Source organism: Paenibacillus riograndensis SBR5 (assembly GCF_000981585.1).
Classification (GTDB): domain Bacteria; phylum Bacillota; class Bacilli; order Paenibacillales; family Paenibacillaceae; genus Paenibacillus_AQ; species Paenibacillus_AQ riograndensis.
The window spans coordinates 2,003,147-2,022,529 of sequence record NZ_LN831776.1; the positions used below are offsets into that span (position 1 = coordinate 2,003,147).

The following is a 19,383-nucleotide window of genomic DNA, read 5'->3' on the forward strand; positions in this document are numbered from 1 at the left end:
AAACTAAAGGAGTTTTTACAATGAGCATGCACGAGCAAATCCGCAATTTTATTCAGGATAATCTGGTAGTGTTTGATGATGAGGTTGAATTCAGCAACGAAGACAATATTTTCGAGCTTGGCTTCGTGAATTCACTGTTTGCCATGAAATTGGTAACGTATATTGAGAGTGAATTCAATACGACCATTGAGAGTGATGAAATGGATATCAACAATTTCAATACGATAGATAACATCGTAAGCTTTATCAATTCGAAAACGGTCTATCAATAAGGGCACTGTATGATTTATACGACAAAAAACACTGGGGCCGTTTTTAATTGGGATGAATATTTCATGAAGCTGAAGAACGGGGAAGCTCCGGCGTTTGACACGGATGCGTATTTTCACAATGTCAGGGATTTGCTGAGTGAGAACGCTCATCTGCTGGCACTGGTCTTGGGGGACGTATTGCGCAAGCTGTTAAAGGGCATTCAGGTACAGCCGCAGCCAAGAATACTGGAGCTGGGGGCGGGTACGGGATTTCTGACCCGTCTTTTACTGACCATGTACGGGGGAAGCGGAGTTTTGGTGGATAATTGCCGGACCTCATTTGACGCCTATAGCCGGATAAAAGAAAAGAATGAGGACCGCATTACGTACCGGTTGGAAGATATATTTGCCTTAAAGGTGCCGGAACCGTTTGATATAGTTTGCAGCTTTGGGCTAATCGAACATTTTCAAGAGAAGCAGGAGATTCTGTCCATCCACAAGGAGCATTGCCGCCCGGACGGTCATATGATTCTGATCGTGCCGATGGACAGCTTTTTGACACGGGCCTATTACGAGGTTCATCCCGAAATCAACCTGGGGTATAGAGAGCTGTTAACCAAGAAGACTGCATTGGAACAGATTCAGACAAGCGGGCTGCAGCCGGTCCGGGCTGAAGTCAGCCAGGGTTATGTCTATGATTTTTTGACGGTTTTGTGTAAGTGACAGATGTTAGGTCTTTTTCAGAACATACAATCTAATGATGGGATGAATGAAAAATGGCGATGACAAGGAATAACTCACAAAGCATTCTGGAAGAAGTAAAACAGTTTGTCGAGGAAGACATCCGGCCCTTCGCGGCTGATTTCGAAGAACAGCAGGCTCTCCCCCGCGAGTTAATCCGGAAGATGGGGCGGAAAGGGTATCTGGGAGCGAGCTTCCCTGAAGAGTTCGGGGGGCTGGAGCTGGACCCGCTTGAATATGGCAGTCTGGTTGAAGAGATCGGCAAAGGAGCCTTGTCCGCCGCGATGCTGCTTACGGTAAGCACGGGTCTGGTTGGCGAAACGCTCATCCGTTGGGGCACCAAATACCAACAACAGAAGTATGTTCTGCCCATTGCCAGGGGGGAGAAGATCGGTGCGTTTGCGTTGACCGAGCCGGGCGTGGGAAGCGGAGCGAAGGATGTTGAGAGCGCTTACGAAAAAGTTGGAGACAACTACCGGATCACCGGCCGGAAAAAATGGATATCCTTCGGCGAAATCGCTGATTTTTTTATCGTCATTGCTGCCGAACCATCAAGCAAGGCCGTCAGTGCTTTTCTCGTCGACCGCAATCTGGAAGGCGTGAAGATAAAAAAAATGCAGGGGCTGCTGTCTTGCGCCGCCTCACAGCTTGCTGACATCGAGCTTACCGGTGTTGAAGTCGGGCCGGAAATGATGGTTGGCAAGGAAGGGATGGGTTTTGCCGGAATCGCCAATTTTGCCTTGGACTACGGACGCTTCAACGTGGCATGGATGGGTGTAGGGTTGGCGCAGGAGGCTTTGGAAGTGATGGTTACTTACGCCAGAAAAAGAAGCCAGTCCGGGCAAAAAATCTTTCACCATCAGCTCATCAAGGGAATTATCGGAGATAATGTCACGAATATTATGGCTGCACGTTCGTTGTGTAAGGAGGCCGCAAGGATGAGAATCGAAAATCACCCGGATGCTGCAATCCACACGACAGCGGCCAAATATTACTCGTCTACCGTTGCCAACAAGGCTGCCGCCGATGCCATTCAGGTTCTCGGAGCCAACGGATGCAGCAGGCGGTTTCCGGTGGAACGCCTGTTCAGAGAGGCCAAAGTCCTTGAAATCATTGAAGGGACTTCACAGCTTCAGCAGCAGATAATCGCCTTGTATGGCGCAAATAAATATTATCAGCCAAAAAGGATTAAAGAAATATGAAAAAACTGGATGCAAATCAAGTGAGTGATATCATCTCTCTTAGTTCGATGCAGGAAGGGATGCTCTTTCATTATTTGAAGGAGCCCGGCAGCTCCCTTTATTTCGAACAGGTGAGTTTGCACATTGCATCCCGGGTTGATCTCTCCGCTTTTGAGGCGGCATGGCAGCACGTTGTCTCCAGCAATGAGATGCTACGGGCGGTTTTTCGCTGGGAAGGCGTCAAAGAGCCGGTGCAGATTATTCTCAAAGAGCGGTCCCAATTTCTGCAGATCATCGATGTTTCGTCTCAGGGCATCGGTGAACGCAGTGAGTTCATTACGAAAGTTATGGAGGATGACAGGAACAGTCCGTTTGATTTAACAGAGGGAGCTTTTCGCGTCTGCCTGTATCAATTCGCTGAAGCCGACTATCACATGATTATGAGCCATCATCATATTTTGTTTGACGGGTGGAGCACGGGGATTATCCTGAATGAATTCATGGAGAGCTATCAGCTCTTCTTGAATCAGCAGCAGCCATCCGCAGCACTCAAGAAAAGATATAAAGAATTTATCGGGCTGACCAGAAACAAGGACAAAGCGGAGCAGGAAAGGTTCTGGGCCGGGTATCTGCAGGAGGTTCATCCCGTGTGGCTGCAGGATATTCTTCCGGCCAGTCCATCTGGGCAGCAAGCGGAGGGGAAAAAGCAGCTTCGTCTGGAGCTGCCCCTTTTTCTCTATGAAGAGATCAAACAGGAGGGGAAATACTCGGTAAGCTGTTATCTTTACACAGCCTGGGCACTCCTTCAAGCATTTTATACCGACAGCAGGGACATTGTGTTTGGCACAACCATCTCAGGCCGGGAAGAGGCGCTGCACGGGTGGGAAGAAACGGTCGGCTTGTTTATTAACACGCTGCCGCTAAGGCTTAGGATAGACCCGGAAGAAACCTTCAAGGGCCTTCTGGAGAAAGTGTTTGTCTCTTTGAATGCAAGAAAAGAGTATGGCTCCACACCGCTCAGGGATATCAAACGATACAGCGGAATGCCTTTTGAAAAAGAATTATTTGATACGATTCTGGTGATTGAGAATTATCCTTTGCAAAATAACTTGAATAGTCGGAATATGCTTATCGATTCCTTCTCATATAGAGAGGAAACCAATTATCCTCTGTCCATCTTTATTACTTTATGGAACTCCATTGAAATCGTTGTGGATTATAGCAGCCAGATGTATAGCGAGGCGTTTATTCATGAGGCAGCAGCCCGCTATCAGCTGATCCTGTCTTCTCTCGTTCAACATCCCGAGGCACCGGTTGCTTCTGCCGATTTTTTGTTTCCGGAGGAACAAAGGAAGCTGCTGCTGGAATTTGCGAATACGGAAGTTATGGTTCCGGCCGATAAAACCATTCATCAGCTATTTGAAGAGCAGGCGGACAGGGAACCAGACCGGATTGCGCTTCATTACGCAGGGCAGATCTACAGCTACCGGCAGCTCAATGAACAAGCTAACCAGTTGGCGAATTTTTTAACCGGTAAGGGGATTCAGCCTAACCAGCTGGTTGGCATCTGTATGGATAGACGGCCTGAGCTGCTGATTGCGATGCTTGGAATTTTGAAATCCGGAGGCGCTTACGTACCGATTGATCCCATTCTGCCGGAGGAACGGATTGCCGCCATGGTACAGGACGGGCAGATCGAAGTAATCATCACCGTCCAGAAGTACACGGATGCCTTAATGGGCATGAACGGGAAGCAGCCGGTCCGGCAGACGCTCTTATGTATGGATCAAGACGCGCTGCAGGGACATTACGGTTTACAGGATATTCTCCGATTCCCTCACGAAGCCGGCATACATCCGTCAACCCCGGAGAATCTTGCTTATGTAATCTATACGTCGGGATCGACGGGAGCGCCCAAGGGCGTTATGGTCAGCCATGGCAACGTAGTGAATTTTATCTTTGGCATGGACAAGCGGATCGGATTCCGGCCTGATGATAAGGTATTGGCGCTCACCACCTATTCCTTTGATATATTCGTCCTGGAATCCTTGCTGCCGCTTTGTTTGGGCCTGAACCTTGTGCTCGCCCCCGATTGGGTACAGAAGGACCCCGATGCCATATTGCGGTTGATCGAACAGGAGTCCATCGATATTCTCCAAGCGACACCATCACGTATGAGGATGCTTGTAGACTCTTCATTAGCCGGTTGCCTTCAGCAGCCGGGAAAAATTCTGATCGGCGGAGAGGGGTTTCCCGAAGACCTCTACCAATCCTTGCGCAAGATCACAGACCAGCAGATCTACAATGTGTACGGGCCGACGGAAACGACCGTATGGTCTACCGTACAGGAGCTTGAGGATACGCTGTCTATCGGGAAACCCATTGCCAATACAGGAATCTATATTTTATCCAAAGACAAGCATCTGCGGCCCTTGGGTTATCCGGGGGAACTATGCATCTCCGGGAAAGGTGTGGCCCAAGGATATCTTAACCAGCCCGGTTTAACCAGCGATAAGTTCATTACGAATCCGTATCATCCGGGGGAGAGGCTGTATTGTACCGGTGATTATGCGTATTGGCTGCCGGACGGAAGACTTCAGTTCGTAGGAAGAAACGATGGCCAGGTCAAAATCAGGGGGCACCGCATCGAAATCGAAGGAATTGAAGGCACAATCAAAAGCTATCCTGCTGTAAAAGATGCAGTGGTCATCGAAGTGGAAGAGGCTGGCGACGCGGCACTGGCCGCTTATCTGGTGACGGGCAGCGGATTTGTCCGGGAGGATTTCCAGGCCTTTCTCAAGAGCAAACTCCCATATTACGCAGTGCCGGCCAACTTGTATCCTATCGGCGAGATTCCCTATACAAGTAATCTGAAGGTGGACCGGAAAGCACTTGCCCAGATGAAAACCGCCCGCATGGTTCCGTCCGGAAAGCTGGTGGAGCCGCGCAGCAAGCTGGAAAATGAGGTTGCAGAGATTTGGAAAAAGGTGCTGAAGCTTGAGAGCGTGGGCATATTCAACCGCTTCTTTGACATAGGCGGCGACTCGGTGAAGGTCATTCATCTATGTAATGAATTAAAGGCCCGTTTGAACATGGAGATCCCGGTCCAAACCATTTTTGACTATCCGACGATCCATGAATTTGTCAGTTACTGCAATGAAACTATGACAAGAACAACGGGCGAAGCCCGGCAGCAACCTGCAGAACCCAAAGCTTTTCAGCCTCCAATCCTGGATTTTCAGGATACTGATGTGGCTATTATCGGGATGGCCGGCCGGTTTCCGGGGGCTGCTGACAAGGAGCAGTTCTGGAGCAACCTGGTGAGCGGGAAAGAAGCAATCAAGTTTTATACCGATGAAGAATTGAAGGCACTTGGGATGGACAGTGAGCTTTTGAACAATCCCAAGTATGTAAGGGCAAAAGGAAAGCTCGATGACAGCGATTGCTTTGATGCCGATTTCTTTGGGTATACCGTTGCCGAGGCCAAGTGGATGGACCCGCAAATCCGCTTGCTCCACGAGTGTGCCTGGCATGCGCTGGAGGATGCCGGATATGAACCGGAGTCCTACCCCGGAGCAATCGGACTGTATATCGGCTCTTCTTATAATATTTATTGGGTACCCGAGAAGTTCAGCCCTTCCCTGTATGCCTCTGATCAATATCAAATCTATAACATGAACAGCAATTCGTTCGCTACGCTGATTGCCTATCGCATGAATCTGCGGGGCCCGGCGATCACCGTTCAAACCGCCTGCTCCACCTCGCTTGTGGCCATCGACCGGGCTTACAAGGACCTGCTTTTTGGCGATTGTGACATTGCGGTTGCCGGAGGGGCTGCGGTTACACTGCTTGACGAAATGGGCTACATCCATCAGGAGGGAATGGTCCTGTCCAAGGACGGGCATTGCAGAGCTTTTGAGAAAAAGGCAACAGGCACCGTGACCGGCAACGGAGTAGGACTGGTCGTCCTGAAACGCTTAAAGAATGCGCTTGCTGACGGGGATCACATTTATTCTATTATCAAATCCACTGCCGTCAATAATGATGGAAACCGTAAAGCGGGTTATTCCGCTCCAAGCGCTGAAGGACAGGCGGCGGTTATCCAAAAGGCCATTCAGCGTTCCGGTATTGGCTCCGAGCAAATTCATTATATAGAGGCACACGGGACGGGAACTGTACTGGGTGATCCGGTAGAAATCGAAGGGCTAAAACGGGCCTTCAACACGAGCAAGAAAAATTATTGCGGACTGGGCTCTGTCAAAACGAATATCGGACATCTGGAAGCTGCTGCTGGAATCGCAGGGCTGATGAAAACATCCATGTCTCTGCAACAAAGAATGTTTCCTGCTTCACTCAACTGTGATGAGATCAATGCACGAATCGTATTGGAGGATTCCCCATTTTATGTGAATACCCGGCTTCTTGATTTGCGGAATGAGGACAATTATCCGCTGCGGGCGGGGGTAAGCTCGTTTGGACAAGGGGGAAGCAATGCGCACGTGATTCTGGAAGAAGCGCCGCAGGTGGACTCGGGTCCTGCCCAAAGACGTTTTCAGATCATGACTCTATCGGCTAAAACGGAGCTTGCGCTGAACAATTTGAAGGGAAAAGTAAGAGAGTCGTTCAGACGCAGCCCCGGCGTGCATTTGGCCGATGCCGCCTATACCTTGAAAGTGGGACGGAAAAGTTTTGCGCACCGTTCCGCTTTTCTCTGCACAGAAACCAAAGAGGCCATAGATATTCTTACGGCAAAGGAAACAGCCAAAAGATGGGAGGCCGTGGTTTCGGAGCAGGCCCCATCCGTTGTATTCATGTTTTCGGGCCAAGGTGCAGAATACGTGAATATGGCTCTGGATCTCTATCGTCATGAGCCGGTTTTCCGGGACAAGCTGAGTGAATGCCTGACGATTTTGCAGGAGATTTCCGGTTTGCGCTATCAGGATTTTTTATTCCCGGACGGCCGGGAGCAGCAAGCGGAGCGCCATATTCACAGACAGAGCGTTTCCCAGCCCCTTCATTTTGCTCTGGAATATTCTTTGGCATGGCTGCTGATGAATTGGCAGGTAGAGCCGCTGAGCATGATCGGGTACAGCATCGGAGAGTATGTCGCCGCGTGTTTGGCGGGTGTATTTTCCTTGCGCGATGCCTTGTTTCTGACCTATCACCGGGGAGTCCTTATGGAGAAGCTGCCTGAAGGACTTATGATCACGGTTCCGCTCCAGGAGGCGGATTTGCTGCAGATTTTACCACCCGTTCTGTCGGTTGCTGCTGTTAACGACGAGTCTTGTATTGTATCTGGAAGCAAGGACAGCATTGCCGCCTTTGAAGCCTTGCTCAAGAGCAGGAAATTGATCAGCATGAGACTGCAGATTTCCCACGCGGGTCATTCCAAAATGCTTGATTCGATGATCAGCGAATTCAGGGAATGTGTTCAGCGGGTGACTTGTAATCCGCCGGCTGTTCCTTTTGTATCGAGTCTGACCGGGGATGTAATCACGCCGGAGGAGGCGGCGAGCCCGGAGCATTGGGTGCGTCATTTGCGGGAGCCTGTGCGTTTTGCCGAAGGATTCAAAAAGCTTGCGCCGCAAGAGAATACCCTGTTTATCGAGATCGGCCCAGGGCGGAATCTATGCACGCTGGTTCAGCGGTTTATGTTGCCTGACCGCAAGCAGAAGCTGCTCGATACCATCCGGGTCGAACGTAAGAAAGCAGCGGACGACGAGTATTTATTAAGGACAGTCGCACAATTATGGGTAAACGGGGTTAGTGTGGATTGGAGCCGCTTTTACAGCGGTGAACAACGAAGAAGAGTGCCCCTGCCGGGTTACCCGTTTGAGAAAAAACGCTATTGGCTCCGGGATTTTCGCTATGGTATGGGCAGTCCGGCCGTTGAGGCCGGAGCAGTTCAGGTCCCTAATGACTTGCCGGAAGCACCGGTGGAGTCGGAAGCAAGTCGGGTTCAAGCTGAGCCAAAGGCAATGAGCAGTGAAGCCGCCATTCTTGCACAGATGGTAGCGGATATCATCGGCGGCACAACTATTGGCGAGGATGATGATCTGTTCGAGCGGGGATTTGATTCGCTGAAGGTGATTTCGTTTATCTCGAAGACTGCAGACGCGTTCCGCGTTCAATTAACCATGCACGAGGTATTCCAAAACCCGACAATCAGGGAACTGCTGCCGGTGATCCAGAGGCAGGCACCGGGTCAGGCCGTTGTCATCCCGAAAGCGCCGGAAGCAGCGTGTTATCCGGTTTCTTCCCAGCAAAAAAGGCTGTATGCATTGCAGCAATTCGATGAGGACAGCACCGCCTACAATATTCCGGGTGCCTTTGTCTTGCAAGGCAAGCTGGACCGGGAGCGGGTGCAGGCCGCATGCGACGGTCTGATCCGGCGGCATGAAGCGCTGCGGACCAGCTTTGAACTGAACGGACAAGCATTGGTGCAAAAGATAGACCCTCACGCAGCGTTAGCGATCGCATATTCTGATCTGCCGGGGGCGGGAATCGAAGAGACGCTGCAGGGCTTTGTGCAACCGTTCCGGCTGGATCAGGCTCCGCTGATCCGGATCCGGCTGGTGCGTGTGGAGAACGAATCTCATGTGCTGCAGATTGATATGCATCATATTATCTCAGACGGGCTGTCCATTGAATTATTGATCAGAGATTTCCTGGCCTATTACGAGGGGCGGACGCTTGCGGAGCCACGGCTTCAGTACAAGGACTACGCCGTGTGGCAGCAGAACAGGGAGTCCGCGTTTTGGAAAGAGGAACGGGCGTTTTGGCTGGAGCAATACAAAGACGGGTACGAGCTGCTGAATCTGCCGACCGACTTCCGGCGTCCACCGATCAAGCAGTTTGCCGGCGCGCTCCGCCCGTTTGCCTGGACCGAAGAAATCAGCGGCCCGCTGCAAGCGTTCTGCCAGACCCATCAGATTACGCCGTACATGCTGCTGCTTAGCTGTTTTACCATTTTACTCTCGAAATACAGCGGCCAGAAGGAGGTTCTGGTCGGCACGCCGGTCGGCGGGCGTTTTGGTGTGGATACGGAAGATACGGTGGGGGCTTTTGTCAACACGCTGGCCCTCCGCAGCCGCCCGGATGGAGCGAAGGTGGTGATCGACTATCTGCAGGAAGTGAGGGAGTATTGCCTGCATGCCTTTGACCACCAAGGGTATCCCTTTGAAGAACTGGTGCAGGATATCGAGAAGGAACGGGATGTCAGCCGCAATCCGCTTTTCGACACCATGTTTGCCTGGGAGCAGCGGGACCGGAGCCAGCTGCATATCTCCGGTCTTCAGGTGCAGCGCTACGATTTCCACAGCGGCATCGCCAAGTTTGACCTGATGCTGCAGGCCTGGGAAGAGCAAGGGGAAATGGGCTTTAGCATCGAGTACGCCACCGCGCTGTTCAAGGACTCCACGATTCAGCGGATGGGCGGACATTACCAGCAGATTGTCCGGCAGGTTCTGCAGTCTCCCGGCCGGACGATCCGGGAGCTTAGCCTGCTCGGAACAGAGGAAGCGGAGCAGGTACAGTACGGATTCAATCAGACGGAAGCCGGGTATGACCTCAGTCAGAGCATCATCACGCTGATTGAACAGCAAGCGGAGAAGAGGGGAGACGAAACGGCAGTCGTCTGGGAAGGGCAAAGCCTGACCTACTGCGAGCTGAATGAGCGGGCCAACCAGGTCGCCCGCCTGCTGCGGGATCGGGGCTGCCAGCGGGATGAGATCATTGGCATCCTGGCGGAGCGCTCCCCGGCGATGATCATCGGCTTGCTGGGGATTGAGAAAGCGGGCTGCGCCTATCTGCCGCTGGACCCGGACTATCCGGCGGAACGGATCGGGTATTTGATCCAAGATAGCGGGCTGAAGCTCATATTAACCCAGACCGCCTTCGCAGACCGGGTGGCCGCCTTAGGCGTAACCGCTGTGAATGTGGAAGAGGAAGCGGTCTATGCAGGGTACGAACGGGACAATGTCGCACTGGACATCCTCCCACATCATTTGGCTTATGTCCTCTACACCTCCGGCTCGACAGGCAAACCCAAAGGGGTCCTGCTGACCCACGGGGGACTGGTGAACCGTCTGCGCTGGATGGCGGAAGCGTACGGAATGGACGAACGGGAGGTCGTTCTGCAAAAGACCACCTATACCTTTGACGTATCGGTCTGGGAGCTGTTCCTCCCGCTGATGACTGGGGGCGTGCTCTGTCTGGCGAAGCCGGGCGGGGAAAAAGACCCGGATTATCTGGTTCAGCTGATCCGCAGCCAGGGAATAACGACGCTGCATTTCGTGCCTTCGATGCTGTCGGGTTTTGTGCATGCGCTGCCGGAGCATGCGACAATGGGGCAGCTGAAGCGCTGCATATGCAGCGGTGAAGAGCTGACGCTTGAAGTGAAGGAGCGGTTTTTCCGCAGGATAGAGGGGGTTGAACTGCATAACCTGTACGGTCCCACCGAAGCGACCATTGATGTCAGCTTCTGCGAGGTGCATCCGGCAGACCCGCTGATTCCGATTGGCAAGCCGGTGGCGAATACCCGCCTGTATATCGTATCGGAAGAAGGCGGGCTGGTGCCGGTGGGCATTCCGGGAGAACTGTGCATCGGCGGCGTACAACTGGCGAAAGGGTACCTTAACCGGCCGGAGCTCACGGCGGAGAAATTCAAGACGCTGCCGGGGCTGCCGGAAGAGCGGCTGTATTTCACGGGCGACCTCGCCCGGTGGCGGGAAGACGGGAATATCGAGTATTTGGGGAGAAAGGATACCCAGATCAAGCTGCGGGGCTACCGGATCGAGCTGGGGGAGATCGAATCCGCCATCCAGAAGTATGACAGCCGGATCGAAACGGCTGTCGTGGTAAGCCAGGGAGCACAGGCGGAAAGCAAAGTGCTCTGCGCCTATTTTACGGCCAGGGAGCGGATCGAAACTGAGGCGTTAAGGGAATATTTACGCCGGGAATTGCCGGGGTATATGGTTCCGGTCTTTTATACGCAACTGGATACGCTGCCCCATACCTCCAGTGGGAAGGCTGACCGGAAAGCCTTGGCAGAAGCGGCTGTAGGGCATAGCCGCAAGGAGCCGGTGACAGAGGTTATCTCCAGTAAGGAAGGGCAAATGCTGGAGAACATTTTCAGAGAGACGCTGGGCTGCGGGAATATTTCTCCGTCCGACAGCTTCTTTGAATTGGGCGGCAATTCTCTTGCTGCAATTGTGTTGAAAGCCAGAATATCCGAAGCCTTTCACATTCATGTGACCATCCTTGATATTTTTGCGAACCCGACAATCAGGGAACTGCTGCCAGTGATCCAGAGGCAGGCACCGGGTCAGGCCGTTGTCATCCCGAAAGCGCCGGAAGCAGCATGCTATCCGGTTTCCTCCCAGCAGAAAAGGCTGTATGCATTGCAGCAATTCGATGAGGACAGCACCGCCTACAATATTCCGGGTGCCTTTGTCTTGCAAGGCAAGCTGGACCGGGAGCGGGTGCAGGCCGCATGCGACGGTCTGATCCGGCGGCATGAAGCGCTGCGGACCAGCTTTGAACTGAACGGACAAGCATTGGTGCAAAAGATAGACCCTCACGCAGCGTTAGCGATCGCATATTCTGATCTGCCGGGGGCGGGAATCGAAGAGACGCTGCAGGGTTTTGTGCAGCCGTTCCGGCTGGATCTGGCTCCGCTGATCCGGATCCGGCTGGTGCGTGTGGAGAACGAATCTCATGTCCTGCAGATCGATATGCATCATATCATCTCAGACGGGCTGTCCATTGAGCTATTGATCGGAGATTTCCTGGCCTATTACGAGGGACGGACGCTTGCGGAGCCCCGGCTTCAGTACAAGGACTACGCCGTGTGGCAGCAGAACAGGGAGTCGGCGTTCTGGCAAGAGGAACGGGCGTTTTGGCTGGAGCAATACAAAGACGGGTACGAGCTGCTGAATCTGCCGACCGACTTCCGGCGTCCGCCCATCAAGCAGTTCGCGGGCGAGCTCCGCCCGTTTACCTGGACTGAAGAAATCAGCGGCCCGCTGCAAGCGTTCTGCCAGACCCATCAGATTACGCCGTACATGCTGCTGCTTAGCTGTTTTACCATTTTGTTAGCAAAATACAGCGGCCAGCAAGAGGTTCTGGTCGGCACGCCGGTCGGCGGGCGTTTTGGTGTGGATACGGAAGATACGGTGGGGGCTTTTGTCAATACGCTGGCCCTCCGCAGCCGCCCGGATGGAGCGAAGGTGGTGCTCGACTATCTGCAGGAAGTGAGGGAGTATTGCCTGCATGCCTTTGACCACCAAGGGTATCCCTTTGAAGAACTGGTGCAGGACATTGAGAAGGAGCGGGACGTCAGCCGCAATCCGCTCTTCGACACCATGTTTGCCTGGGAGCAGCGGGACCGGAGCCAGCTGCATATCTCCGGTCTCCAGGTGCAGCGTTATGATTTTCACAACGGCATCGCCAAGTTCGACCTGATGCTGCAAGCCTGGGAAGAGCAAGGGGAAATGGGCTTTAGCATCGAGTACGCCACCGCGCTGTTCAAGGACTCCACGATTCAGCGGATGGGCGGACATTACCAGCAGATTGTCCGGCAGGTTCTGCAGTCGCCCGGCCGGACGATCCGGGAGCTTAGTCTGCTCGGAACAGAGGAAGCGGAGCAGGTACAGTACGGATTCAATCAGACGGAGGCCGGGTATGACCTCAGTCAGAGCATCATCACATTGATTGAAGAACAAGCGCGGAAAAGGGGAGACGAGACGGCAGTCGTCTGGGAAGGGCAACGCCTGACCTACCGCGAGCTGAATGAGCGGGCCAACCAGGTGGCCCGCCTGCTGCGGGATCAGGGCTGCCAGCGGGATGAGATCATCGGCATCCTGGCGGAGCGCTCCCCGGCGATGATTATCGGCTTGCTGGGGATCGAGAAGGCGGGCTGCGCCTATCTGCCGCTGGACCCGGACTATCCGGCGGAACGGATCGGGTATTTGATCGCAGACAGCGGGCTGAAGCTCGTATTGACCCAGACCGCCTTCGCTTCTCAGGCGGCCGCCCTGGGCGTAACCGCTGTGGATGTGGAAGAGGAAGCCATCTATGCAGGGTACGAACGGGACAATGTCGCACTGGACATCCTCCCGCATCATTTGGCTTATGTGCTCTACACCTCGGGTTCGACAGGCAAACCCAAAGGGGTCCTGCTGACGCACGGGGGGCTGGTGAACCGTCTGCGCTGGATGGCAGAGGCGTACGAGATGGACGAACGGGAGGTCGTTCTGCAAAAGACCACCTATACCTTTGACGTATCGGTCTGGGAGCTGTTCCTCCCGCTAATGATCGGGGGCGTGCTTTGTCTGGCGAAGCCGGGCGGGGAAAAAGACCCGGATTATCTGGTTCAGCTGATCCGCAGCCAGGGAATAACGACGCTGCATTTCGTGCCTTCGATGCTGTCGGGATTTGTGCATGCGCTGCCGGAGAATGCGTCATTGGGACAGCTGAGGCGCTGCATATGCAGCGGTGAAGAGCTGACGCTGGAAGTGAAGGAGCGGTTTTTCCGCAGGATCGAGGGGGTTGAACTGCATAACCTGTACGGACCTACCGAAGCGACCATTGATGTCAGCTCCTGCGAGGTGCACCCGGCAGATCCGCTGATTCCGATCGGCAAGCCGGTGGCGAACACCCGCCTGTATATCGTATCGGAAGAAGGCGGGCTGGTGCCGATGGGCATTCAGGGAGAACTGTGCATCGGCGGTGTGCAATTGGCGAAGGGGTACCTTAACCGGCCGGAGCTCACGGCGGAGAAATTCAGGACGCTGCCGGGGCTGCCGGAAGAGCGGCTGTATTTCACGGGGGACCTCGCCCGGTGGCAGGAAGACGGGAATATCGAGTATTTGGGGAGAAAGGATACCCAGATCAAGCTGCGGGGCTACCGGATCGAACTGGGGGAGATCGAATCCGCCATCCAAAAATATGACAGCCGGATTGAAACGGCTGTCGTGGTAAGCCAGGGAGCACAGACGGAAAGCAAAGTGCTCTGCGCCTATTTTACGGCCAGGGAGCGGATCGAAACGGAGGCGCTAAGGGAATATTTACGCCGGGAATTGCCATCGTATATGGTTCCGGTCTTTTATACGCAACTGGATACGCTGCCCCATACCTCCAGCGGGAAGGCTGACCGGAAGGCACTTTCCCAAATGGAAGTATGTATCGAGAAAGAGCGGTATGTTCACCCGAAAACGATGCTGGAAAAGCAGATGTCACAGCTCTGGAAAGAGGTTTTGCACATCGACAAGGTTGGTCTTCGTGATGACTTCTTCCAGATCGGAGGGGATTCCCTCAGTGTGATTATCCTGCATCAGCAGGTGAAGCAGCATGTAGACGCTGAAATCTCAATCGCCAATTTGTACCGATACCGCACCATCGAAGCGCTTCTGGATTACCTGAGCCACAAGCAGAATAGCCCTGCCCGGCACACAGCAAGCAATGCCGGACGAAGAGAGCTGCTGCTGCAGGGCAATGAGAAAAGAGCGCAAAGATTATCAAAAAGAAAAGGGATAAACCGAGATGAGTAAACAAACAAACGGACTTGAGATTGCAGTCATTGGCATGTCGGCCAGAGTTCCGGGTGCGGCGGACGTTCATACCTTCTGGGACAATTTAGTCAACGGCAAAGAATCCATTACTTTTTTCACTGCGGATGAATTGCTGGAGAGCGGGATTGAACCGGCGGCGGTGTCCCATCCGGATTATGTCCGCGCCAAAGGCTATCTGGAGAACAGTGATCAGTTTGACGCTTCCTTTTTCAACTACTCGCCGCTGGAAGCCGAAGTGATGGACCCGCAGGTGCGCATCTTTCATGAATGTGTCTGGGAAGCGCTGGAGGATGCCGGTTATTGCCCCGGCACGTATCCGGGTTTGATCGGATTATATGCGGGGGCGGCGGGCAGCCTCTACTGGCAGGCGCTTTCCTATTTATCGGAAGGTGCCCGGCTGCTCGGTCCATTTACCGCGAACCAGTTCGCGAACAAGGATTATATGTCGACGCTGATTTCCCACCGCCTCAACCTAAAAGGGCCGAGTCTGACGGTCAATACAGCCTGTTCAACCTCGCTCGTCACCATTCACCTTGCGGCTCAGGCGCTGCTCAATGGTGAATGCGATATCGCCTTGGCGGGCGGTGCGAGCATTACCCTGCCGCTTAAATCAGGCTATCAGTACCAAGAGGGGATGATATTGTCGCCGGATGGGCACTGCAAGGCGTTTGACGAAGAGGGACAAGGCTCTGTCCCGGGAAATGGGGCGGGGGTGGTCGTCCTGAAGCGATTCGAAGAGGCTGTCCAGGACGGAGATCATATTTATGCAGTGATCAAGGGCTCAGCGATCAATAACGACGGAAACCGCAAAAGCGCCTACACGGCCCCAAGCGTGGAAGGCCAGGTTGAAGTCATACAAACAGCCCAGCAGCTGGCCGAGGTGAATGCCGCTTCGATCCAATTTGTTGAGACGCATGGAACTGGCACGGTTTTGGGAGATCCGATTGAGCTGGAGGCGTTAAAAGCTGCTTTTGGAAACAGTGAAGGGGTCTGCCGGATCGGTTCGGTGAAGTCGAACATCGGCCATCTCGATGCGGCGGCAGGTGTCGCCGGCTTTATCAAGGCCACGCTCAGTTTACAGCACAGATTGCTGCCGCCTACCCTGCACTTTACCACGCTAAATCCGAAAATCAATCTGGCGGATTCCCCCTTCGTGGTGAATGGTAAGCTGTCCGATTTATCGGGTGAAGGCAACCCGCTCAGAGCCGGGGTCAGCTCGTTTGGAATCGGCGGCACGAATGCGCATATCGTTTTGGAAGAAGCCCCCCCGCCGCCAAGGTCGTCGAGAGGAAGAGATTCACAGCTTATTCTGATTTCGGCAAAAAGCAGAAGCGCATTGGAGCAGCACAGCAGCAATCTGGCGGCCTATATCAGGAACCACCCCGAGGTGCCCCTGGCGGATTTGGCCTACACCCTGCAGGTCGGGAGAACGGATTTCGAGCACAGACGGTTTGTCGTGGCGAACCATACGGGCGAACTTCCGGAAATGCTGCAGCCGCTTGGCAATGAGAAAGGAAAGCCTTCACGCAAAGTATTCACAAGTACCGTCGAACAGGAAAACAAGCCGATCGTATTCATGTTTCCGGGCCTTGGCAATCAGTACGTGGATATGGGACTGGGGCTGTATCGTACGGAGCTACTCTTTAAGCAGGAACTCGATAGATGTTTTGACCTGCTGGACAGCCACTTGGATTTCTCCATGAAAGCAATCCTTTTCCCGCAGGAAGCACGGGATGAAGCTGTTTACAAGATCAACCGGATTGATATCAATCAAATGGTGGTCTTTATCTTTGAGTATGCCCTTGGCAAATATCTTATGGAGCTAGGGATCAAGCCGAAATACATGATTGGCTACAGCTTTGGAGAATTCGCCGCCGCTTGTCTGGCAGGCGTTTTTGTGCTGGAAGACGCTATCCGCGTGATTATCCGGCGGGGACAGATGATTAAGGGGACGGAGGAAGGCGCTATGCTCAGCGTTCCGATGACGGAGCAAGAGCTGCGGCCCCTGCTCCCGCCGGACGTCTCCTTAAGCATTGTGAACGGCCCTTCTTGCGTGGTAGGCGGCACCCGAACAGCGGTTGAACAGTTTGAGGAGCAACTGAAATCCTTGCGGCAAATCTGCATCCGCCTGGACACGTCTTATGCCCTTCATTCCGCGGTGATGGAACCGGTCAGGGATGCATTTGCGGAAGAGATGAAGCAAATCCGTTTATACCCGCCGCAGATTCCGTTTATTTCGAACCTCAGCGGAAACTGGATTACCGATGAGGAAGCAACCGATCCGGGGTATTGGGGCCAGCAGTTAACCGATTCGATCCGTTTTGCAGATGGCTTGAAGGAAATCTTGAAGGAAGAAGCACTGACCTTTCTCGAGGTAGGCCCGGACCGGAATTTGAGTGCGCTTTTGAGATACTTTGTACACCGTGATTCGTCGCATACGATCCTTAACCTCATTCGGAATCCGCAGGAAAATGTGGAGGATCAGACCTATCTGTACACCCGGTTAGGCCAGTTATGGGGGGCGGGACACAGCATTGAATGGATGAAGCTGTACGCATATGAGCGAAGAAATAGGCTTTCCCTGCCGGCTTATCCTTTTGAACGGGAATCGTATGGAATGGAGGGCAACCCGTTTGACATGCTGGAGGGTCAACAGAAGGGGAAGCATTCACTTTTGCCAAAACAGCCGCATATGGAAGACTGGTTTTATCTCCCGCTCTGGCAGCAGAAGGCGCTGCCGCTGGCGTCCGGGCCGCTGGGCGGGCAGCTCTGCCTTCTTTTTGCGAATGATGATTTGATCAGCAGGGAACTGCTGCAGGCGTTACGGAGCAGCGGGCAGCGCGTAATTCCCGTGTATCGCGGTCATGAATTTAGTATGCACGATGACGGCGAATATACGATTCACCCGGAATCGCTGGCGGATTACCAACAACTGTTTGCGGTCCTGCAAGAGAAACAGGTGGAGGCGGATAACCTGATTCATCTGTGGAGCCTGGAGAACCGGGTTTCCGCGCCTTTGGATGCCGCCGCCTTTCATGAAAGCCAAAAAAACGGGTTTTACAGTGTCACCTATATTGTCCAATGCCTCCATCAATTCAGCAGAAACAAGGCGGTCCGGATTGCAGTTGTGACGGATGAAGTATTCCCTGTGACGGGGCAGGAAACGCTGCACCCGGAGAATGCCCCTCTGATTGGGCTTGGCATCGTGATTCCACAGGAAATGCAGCATATCCGGCACCTGACCGTAGACATTCAGGCTGCTTCCGCAGCCAACGGGGAAGAGGCCAGGGAATTGGCCCGGATGCTGTTAGAGGAGCTGGGCGGCGAACATCGTGACCGCCAGGTTTCTTACCGGGGGCTCCAAAGATGGGTTCCAATCTATCAGCCTATCAAGCTGGAACCGCAGATCGTCAAGCCGGATCTGTTCCGGACTAACGGTGTGTATGTCCTGACTGGCGGAGCAGGCATGATCGGGTGGATTATCGCTGAGCATCTGGCCATAAACTATCGCGCCTCCATCGCTATTATCCAGCGTTCGTTCCCGGTGAGACCGGAATGGGACAAGTGGCTGGGGGATCATCCTGAGGATGATTCCACAAGCCGGACCATCCAGGAAATGATCCAGGCCGAGAAGCTGGGTGCGAACATCGCCATCTATCCGGCCGATGTGAGTGACTACGGGCAAATGGCGGACGCCATTGGGGCTATCGAATGCGAACTGGGAGCCATTAACGGTGTTATTCATTGTGCCGCAAACATGGGGGCAGAGTTTTTCAACCCGGTTACCCGGTTGGATGAAGCGCTTTGCCGGACCATTTTCCAGCCGAAGGTTGACGGTTTGCTGGTTCTGGATAAGCTGCTGGAAGATAAAGAGCTTGATTTTTGCCTGCTCATGTCCTCAACAGCGGCGGTTCTGGGGGGCTATGGGTTTGCCGCCTATTCGGCGGCGAGTGTATTTATGGATACGTACATGAAGATAAGAAATAAACACCGGCAGGTCAAATGGAAAACCGTCGATTGGGAGGCATGGAGGCGGGAGGCGAAGGCAGAGGCAGGATATACATCCTCGATTGGGGACTTGGCGATGAGTCCGGAGGAGGGAATCGAGGCCCTGACACGGGTGCTGTCGGCAGAAAGATACCACCATATGGTTCACTCCCCGGGCATTTTGGACAAGCGGCTGGCTGAGTGGGTACAGCTTCAAGGGATTTCAGAAGGCAAGCCTGTACAGCCAAGAGATGGGCAGAAGAAACGGCAGCGTCCTGCTGCAATGGTTGAATACGAAAAACCTTCCAATCATCTGGAGAAGCAAATCGCCGGGATTTGGGAGGAGTTTTTGGGAATCAGGGACATCAGCATCCATGATAACTTTTTTGAGCTGGGAGCTACGTCCTTGACGCTGATACGGATCAAATCGATTGTGGAAGAAACGCTCAGCCTTCAAATTCCTATCGTTGATTTATTTGCCAACCCGACCATCGCAGCGCTGGCCAAGCGGATTGGGCAGATTGAGAATGGCGGGCAGGACGGGCAGGAGGATGCAAGGCTGAGCGGGCTGGAAAGCGGCAGGTCCGGATTAACAAGACAATTGCAGTTCAGAAAACCTGGAACAGAGCAAAGAAAATGACGAAAAAACGA

At 53.5% G+C, this 19,383-nt stretch carries 5 protein-coding genes; all 5 read left to right on the forward strand.

Translation table 11 applies throughout. The features are described from left to right. Positions 1–20: 20 nt before the first annotated feature. The 5 genes from PRIO_RS08545 (at position 21) to PRIO_RS08565 (ending at position 19,372) form a co-directional block, all read left to right on the forward strand. Complete coding sequence (locus PRIO_RS08545; protein WP_020427015.1) at positions 21–272, forward strand: acyl carrier protein; 252 nt, start codon at positions 21–23, stop codon at positions 270–272. 63 nt (positions 273–335) lie between these two features. After that, complete coding sequence (locus tag PRIO_RS08550; protein WP_167345593.1) at positions 336–974, forward strand: SAM-dependent methyltransferase; 639 nt, start codon at positions 336–338, stop codon at positions 972–974. A 53-nt stretch (positions 975–1,027) separates the two neighbouring features. Further along, positions 1,028–2,194: an acyl-CoA dehydrogenase family protein gene (locus tag PRIO_RS08555; protein ID WP_020427017.1), complete on the forward strand. Its 1,167-nt coding sequence runs from the start codon at positions 1,028–1,030 to the stop codon at positions 2,192–2,194. Continuing rightward, positions 2,191–14,724: a hybrid non-ribosomal peptide synthetase/type I polyketide synthase gene (locus PRIO_RS08560; protein WP_046501881.1), complete on the forward strand. Its 12,534-nt coding sequence runs from the start codon at positions 2,191–2,193 to the stop codon at positions 14,722–14,724. The genes PRIO_RS08555 and PRIO_RS08560 overlap by 4 nt, the downstream gene beginning before the upstream one ends. Next, complete coding sequence (locus tag PRIO_RS08565) at positions 14,717–19,372, forward strand: type I polyketide synthase (RefSeq protein WP_052741426.1); 4,656 nt, start codon at positions 14,717–14,719, stop codon at positions 19,370–19,372. Before PRIO_RS08560 ends, PRIO_RS08565 begins: the two co-directional genes overlap by 8 nt. Positions 19,373–19,383: the final 11 nt, after the last annotated feature.

Bases quoted from the DNA above. Each gene is read 5' to 3' on its own strand.
- PRIO_RS08545 (WP_020427015.1), top strand. From the start codon at position 21: ATGAGCATGCACGAGCAAATCCGCAATTTTATTCAGGATAATCTGGTA.
- PRIO_RS08550 (WP_167345593.1), top strand. From the start codon at position 336: ATGAAGCTGAAGAACGGGGAAGCTCCGGCGTTTGACACGGATGCGTAT.
- PRIO_RS08555 (WP_020427017.1), top strand. From the start codon at position 1,028: ATGGCGATGACAAGGAATAACTCACAAAGCATTCTGGAAGAAGTAAAA.
- PRIO_RS08560 (WP_046501881.1), top strand. From the start codon at position 2,191: ATGAAAAAACTGGATGCAAATCAAGTGAGTGATATCATCTCTCTTAGT.
- PRIO_RS08565 (WP_052741426.1), top strand. From the start codon at position 14,717: ATGAGTAAACAAACAAACGGACTTGAGATTGCAGTCATTGGCATGTCG.